The organism is Prevotella sp. HMSC073D09 (genome assembly GCF_001814145.1).
GTDB lineage: Bacteria > Bacteroidota > Bacteroidia > Bacteroidales > Bacteroidaceae > Prevotella > Prevotella conceptionensis.
In genome coordinates this window covers 7,396-14,623 of the sequence record NZ_KV815074.1, presented here as the reverse complement: position 1 = coordinate 14,623, position 7,228 = coordinate 7,396, and the positions used below count along the sequence as shown (strand labels likewise).

At 44.5% G+C, this 7,228-nt stretch carries 2 protein-coding genes; both read right to left on the bottom strand.

What is annotated here, in order from left to right; translation table 11 throughout:
• Positions 1–135 precede the first annotated feature (135 nt).
• Positions 136–960: a class I SAM-dependent methyltransferase gene (locus HMPREF2955_RS04935; RefSeq protein WP_083317632.1), complete on the bottom strand. Its 825-nt coding sequence runs from the start codon at positions 958–960 to the stop codon at positions 136–138.
• A 492-nt stretch (positions 961–1,452) separates the two neighbouring features.
• Positions 1,453–6,771, bottom strand: a complete 5,319-nt coding sequence (locus HMPREF2955_RS04930) for a DUF4011 domain-containing protein (RefSeq protein WP_070721527.1) — start codon at positions 6,769–6,771, stop codon at positions 1,453–1,455.
• Between the last annotated feature and the right edge of the window lie 457 nt (positions 6,772–7,228).

Here is a 7,228-nt window from a genome sequence, read left to right as displayed (position 1 = left end):
TGAAAAGGTGAAAAGGTGAAAAAATGGCTTCGCCTATCAACTAGTCAACTTATTAACTCGTCAACTCATCAACTGGTTAACTTGTCCACTCGTCTTCTCGTCCACTCCATCAATCCATTCATTCTTCATTGCACTCTAATCCCCAATTTTCAACTTCACCACACGTTGATTAAATCGGCGATAGAAGTAGGGGATGTGGTAAAGCATGCGGAAGATAAAGGGGAAACGGCCGTGGTCGTAGTCGCTCATATAGTATTCTTTGTCTAGATGTAGGCGGGTGCTCCAAGTTTCCATGTCCTTGGTGTTAAGCACCGACCACTTAAATTCCACTTCCTTGCCCATTTTCTTCAGCGAGTCGTGTTTCTTAGAGTTGCCAACAAGCGAAAAAGCCAGCATGTCGAATAGTACAACGGCATTGTCTAGGCGTTGCGCGATGGTGCTGAAAAAGCTCTGCACCTCTTTGGGTTCGAAGTACATCATTACGCCTTCGATGATAACGAGTGCGGGTTTGCCCGTGGCTTTCACCTTGTCGCACCACGAATAATCGAAGAGCGACTGAGCTAGGAAGGTATTCTCATCAGACTCTTGCAGCAACTTTCGCCTTAGTTCGATGGCTTCGGGCAGGTCAAGGTCGTACCAATGCCCCACCTTGGGCTTGCCAAGTCGTTCGTATCGGGCATCAATTCCAGCCCCCAGTTGTATCACCACAGCATCGGGATTGTCTTTTAAGAAAGCCTTTGCCTCCATGTCTATGAGGCCAGCTCGTACGCAACAGCCCGATTGCGAGAACGATGCCTTTTTGAGTTTCGAGAAGTCGTAGTCAATCTTGCCCATCATTTCAACGGCCTTTTCGTCTTTAATCAGTGCGTCGGCGCGTTCTGTTTCGGTTGCTTTGGCCCAAAGTGTGATGAGCATTGTTTCGGGTACGTTGGCCAGTTTACTTTCAATTTTATCGTTCATTGTGCATTGTTTTATGGCGCAAGTCTTCTTTACTCTTGGCTTGTGCGTTTCTTTTATCTTGCAAATTTAGGGCTTTTTGCGGTTGTTGGCAATCGCCAAAAATGGTGATTTGTAAAAAAGAAAGTGGCGTTATGGGCTTGGGCTTATACCTATAAATGTGTAAGAGAAAGGGTAGGGGGATGGATGTGCGGTGTAGATGGACAGAAGGGGGCGGCGTAAAGAGTAGAATTGACGATTTTATAGTGGGATAAAGGGCGGCCAAATAGATTCTGCGACTTGGTAAACCTTTGGTTTGCGTACCCTAAAAGGCATTGCTCTTTTACTGGTACACCAGCATAGCAGCCAGCAAAGAAGTTAATCTTTGCTGACTGTCAAAAACTAAATTGTCGGGGTATTGGTAATGACCAATGCGTTAATCCTGCATTACATCAAGAAAGCTGCTTGCTTTTCGGGCTGTGCGTTCAAACAATTCTCTTTCCATTATGCCTGTTCTTATTCTGGCAATCTTACCATGCCGTCAGACTCTACGATGCACTTTGTGTTTAAAAGCATTTCTAAGCCTTCTTTTAGGGCTTGGTCTACTTTTGCACCGCGACGGGCAAAGCCTAACTTTTTTGCAACAAGAAGCGTTAGTGCATCGGTCTTGATAGATAGCTGCTCTTGCACAGTGAGTGCTATGGCGTTCATTATTTCAATTAGGGGAATTTCGGTTATGTCTCGTCCGTGCGCCTGCCTATAACCGCTGAAAGCATCTGCGTGCTCCTTGTCAGTCCACAATATGGTAGAATTACCTAGGGTTTGAACAAACATTTGCCTGTCCGCAATATCCTTAACCGAGGCCAACAGCGTAGGAGTAACCCTTGTGTTGTCCCTATGCATGCACATACATCTGCATAAATACATCAGTGTCATAGGCTGCTCGCATGAAAGAATCTTCGTTGCAAGTACCTCGTCGCTCATGGAGCCAGTGTTCTCCAGACCATTGTATACCTGATAGGCTTGCTCATTGCTTTCTATTTCCTCCACCTTTTCTTTTGCAACGTCGAAAGTGGCATTGCTTACAGGCGTTTCTGTTGGCTTTGACTTCTGTTGTAGAGCCTTCTCAATACGCGCGATAACACGTTCGGGGTTGTTAATCCAATCAACGCTCCATACACGCATTATTTTCCAACCAAGCATATTCAATACCGTTGGCTGAACAATCTCACGGTCTCTTGTGGTTTGGGTATTGTGATAAACCTCACCATCAAGTAGAATGCCCATAGAATAATTGCCGCTATCAGCAGAATCTGCAATGGCCACGTCGACTTTAAAGTTTGAACGTCCAACGTTGGTGTTTACATTGTGGCCGCGAGCCCTGAGCGCATAGGCAATTTGCTCAGAGATTATGCGGTCTGAACTGTCCTTGTGGGCATTGGCTGCCTGAATTAGTGTCTGTTGCTCGGCATACTCCAAGAAATGTTTCAAACCTTCCACACCGCGAGCCTTGGTTCGTTTCAAATCAATGTGTGATGCCTTTAAAGACGAATATACAATCATTTCTCTTCTAGCACGACTTACTGCTACATTCAGTCGTTTTTCTCCTCCATTGTTGTTCAAGGGACCGAAGTTCATAGACACCTTGCCGTCTTTATCTGGACCATAGCCGATAGAGAACAAGATGATGTCGCGTTCGTCACCCTGTACGTTTTCGAGGTTCTTTATAAATATAGGCTCGTACAACTCGTCGGCAGCCTCTCTTAGTTTCTGGTCCTTGTCAAGCTTTTCGGTCAGTAAGTCCTCAATTAGGTTTTGTTGCACTTGACTGAATGCAATTACGCCAATGCTGTACTTGGCATGATCGGTGCTTTGCAACCTCTTGACGATGTCGGCCACAATGGTTTCTGCCTCCTTCTTGTTCGAACGGCGTCCACCCTTGTCGTATACGCCATCCACATGGCAGTACTTTACCTTTGTAGTCTGGTCGTCAACAGACGGAAATGTAATCAGCTCGCCGTCGTAATATTCATTATTAGAGAAGGCTATCAGCGATTCGTGTTTTGAACGGTAGTGCCAGTTCAATTGTAGCGAAGGTATTCCAAGGCTGTGGCAGTCGTCGAGAATACTATCCAGGTCGTCTATGTCGGCCTCTTCTTCGCCAACACTCGTTGATGAGAAGAAACTTGTTGGTGGCATCTGCTTGGGGTCGCCTACTACGATTACAGACTTGCCGCGCGCAATGGCACCAACCGCTTCGCTTGTAGGCATCTGTGACGCCTCATCGAAGATAACAAGGTCGAACTTGTTCTGCGACAAGTCCAAAAATTGCGCCACAGACATAGGGCTCATAAGCATACAGGGACAAAGCCTTGGCAACAAGGTGCTAATGTTGTCGAACAAATCGCGAAGAGAGATGCCCCTACCGTCGTTGGCTATGTTCCTGTTGAGGAACCCAATTGGGCTACTATTGTCGATGCTGTCTGTTATATGTGGTACATTTGCGGCCAGTTTGGCATAAAGTTCCTTCTGACTCAGTATCTGAAACTCTTCTGTTAGCTGTTGGTAGCGCGAAATAGTCTCATCGAATATTGCCCCTTCAAAGGTTCTCAGAACCTGTGACGATGCAATTTTCTCACAAGCGAGACTTCGGAATATTCGCTTAAAGAAGGCATCTTTCAACGTTTCCGCAGGAATTGTTTCCAATTCAATATGTCGTGCTACCACGCCAAGACCTTCATTTTCAAGTTCCTTCTTATAGGCACACCACTGATACCAGTCTCGTGCCTTGTCTGTATGGCTAAGCCAGTTGTCAAGACATGAACCATAACTCCTCAATTCATCGTTGCTTGGAAGCCTGTCGGCATCGAAATTAATGGCAAAGAGCGTGCGAACAACATCCTGTATTGTTACTATTTCTGCATGCAGCTGCTGATAATTAAGCAAATTAGAGAGAAGTGCATCAACCTCTTGTTCAATAATCAGACTATTAAACTGCTTTAACTTGGCAATGAAACCCCTCTTAGCAAAGAAACGAGGTAAGAACCATTTAGCCTTGATGCCTCTCCACTCATTATATAATGCCGTCCCGTCTTGGAATAATATGCCGTCGTTGCAGTCTCTTAGTATATCTGTTTTTATACCCGTAGCTTTCGCAAGCATCTCTCTGTTCTCCTCTGCCTTGCGAAGTATTTCGGATGCCGTCTTGATACGCGAAGGCAAACGTCCAGCATCAACTAAGTCGTCCTCAACAATATTAAGTCCAAGCAACGGATGCTTTGATGGCGCACCTGTAATACTAAGTATTGCCTGATACTTCTGACTGAGCAGATGTGAGTAGCTGTCCATCTTTTCAATTCGGAACTGCCGTTTAAGTTCTTCATCGTTCGCATCAACATCAAGCTCTGGGGTATTAATGGATTCATACCTGATGATGCAATCAAACAGCGACATGCCTTCCGCTCCCTTTATGTCATGCAGGGCCTCCATATACTCAATCAGTTTGCATCTCTGCTCATAAAGTTCATCGGCTATGCGTGCATATTCCTCTGGCCGTATGATGTGAGCGGCATCCAAAGCCTTCTTCAGCTGTTCGAGAACATGGCGCTTGGTGATTTTGTTTGAGTGCATTTCAAGGCAGAATGGACCAAGATTTATCTTCTCCAAACGTTTTTGTACCACACTCAGGGCTGCCATCTTCTCAGCAACAAACAACACACGCTTCCCTTGGAACAAGGCATTAGCTATAAGGTTCGTAATGGTTTGCGACTTACCCGTTCCAGGAGGGCCGTAAAGGATATACGAGTTTCCTTGTCCGGCCTCCATTACAGCGGCCATTTGCGAAGAGTCTATCGGAACAGGCAATGCCAAATCAGATGGTTTTACTTCTTTATCCTTGCCTTTCAAGTCCGACATCACTTGGGTTGGAGTAAACGTAAGTTTCTGCTCCACAAGACTACGCACCACATTGTTATCCAACAATTCTTGTCTGTGGTTATGAATGTCGTTCCACATGAGGAACTTACTGAACGAAAATACGCCCAAAATACATTCTTCTTCTACGTCCCAACGCTTTTTGTTTTTCAGCACCTCGCGTATGATGGCGAAGATTTTCTTCACATCCACACCATGATCATCCTTTGGCAGCGGATTAAGTCCAGGAATAGTAATGTCGAAGTTCTGCCGTAAGAACTCTGTCAAAGTGATATTCAGAGCAATTTCTTCATCACGTGTACGGATATAGTAGTCGCCTTTCTTATACACCATTTCCACAGGCAACATCAATATTGGCGCATAGCGAGGTTTCTCGCTGATGTCTGTTTCAAACCATCTAAGCGTACCTATTGCAAGATACAACGCATTAGCACCAGTTTCCTCGATGGCATTCCTCGATGCGCGATAGATATTCTTCAACGTGTAGCGTGTCTCTGCCTCTGTCTGATAAGCATGTAGCGTACGGTGTTTTATGTCGTTCGTTATCAGCTCGTGTAGTTCGGGCAACAACTTAGAACGCACAAGACGTTCGTCGCCATTAATGTTAAAGCCAACATTAGGCTTGCACGAAATAAGGTATTCTTCTCCATCTTGCAGATAATCCTCAATTAAGTCAACATCAAACGAGATAAATTGAATTGCCTTCTGGCGCAGATAAAGGTTAAGCATGGAGTTACGCAACGAGAAATCCAAGAGCTTACGTTCCCAAATGTCCATCTTCGTTACCTCACGTTTGCTGTCCATCAGCATCGTCAGGTCAAAACGAGAATGTTCCTTAACATTCAGTACGCATTCGTCATGGCTTACACCTTCTGCTGATACCTCCCATGTGCCATTGTTCATGGTACGTTGGGGCAGCGGGCGTACTTGCTCCAGACGACAACGCTTAATGTCGATGAACATTTCAAAGATGCCGGTGTTGGCCAGATGCTTTGTAGCTATGCTTTGGGCATCTTCAAAAGTAGTTGATTCTGCTGTTATCTGTGTGCATTCAAGCACAAGCATCTCATCAATGCCTTCCGCACATTTCTTTTCTATATACGAGGCGTCATCGTAAACGCTATACTGACAGCAGTCGTCAACCAACCAAACGGCAAGGTAGGCATGTCCTTCTTGCAGAACGATACCGCTGTTTATGCCCAAACTTTCAAGCACGCTTGCAAAAAGCAGAGTAAGCTCTATGCAGTTTCCTAGTTTAGAGGAAAGTACTTGGTCGGGTAGGGTAATGCGTTGTCCAACCACCTCGTACGATGCAGGTACCGAACGATACACAATGCCCTCGGCATGGAGTGCGCCATACACGGCTGCCACCTGCTTTCGCACCTCGTTTGTGTTACCTGTTTGGTATGCGGTAAATGCAGAAGAACCCGACATTTCTTTGAGTTTGCCCGCTGCCTTAGCTACAACGTTGTTTATCGCAGGATGATTAGGCGTAACAAACGAGGCAAGGCATTGGGGCAGAATACTGGTTCCCAACCATTGGTCGTACGGCATAATATCAATGTCGTAGCTATGGGTAAACAATATCTTCTTTGTTTCAGACAGTGCATCCGAATACACATTGATGGTGAATGCGGATGCAGTCTTTTCTGTTACCGCAGCAACTTGTGCGGCTATTGGAGACAAGTTCATACCCTGTAAGCGCATCGACTTGCCTGCTTTAAGTGAGTCGATGACACTTGAACGGAAGTCCTGGAAGAACTCACCAGAACATTCTATTACAATATCCCTTAAATCACTCGTTTCGTTATTACTGATTTCAACAGACTGACATATAGCTATTCTGTTGTTGATTAGGGAATAATTGATAGAAGGTAGATATTCGATATTGATAGTTACCATAGCGATGTCAAAATATGGTGGATATTATTCTTATGTTGATATTACATTATGTATGTGGTTTACAAACTTTCTAAGACTCATGAGCTTATAGCCAAATGTTATGTGTCCATTGCATGGCCCTCATTAGAAGGTGCTCCATAAACAGCTTGGTTTGTATATCACCATCGACACTAACGTAATCCAGGATATTTATCTTGTCAAACCAAAGTGCATTGTTGCAAAAGTAGTTATTTGTTTTGATATTTCCTCATTTTATTTTCATAAATTCAATTATTGCTGTCCGTTAAACCTCTAAACAGCATGATTTCTCTATTTGCAAGACCTGCAAACTGATGCTGTGGATTGTTTTGAAAAAAGTAAGTTCGTGAGTTTATGAATTTGTGGGGTTATGTGTTTATGAGTTTGAGTTAGTAAATATGTAGGTTTGTCTTGTTTTCAGTAAGAAATTTAACATTAT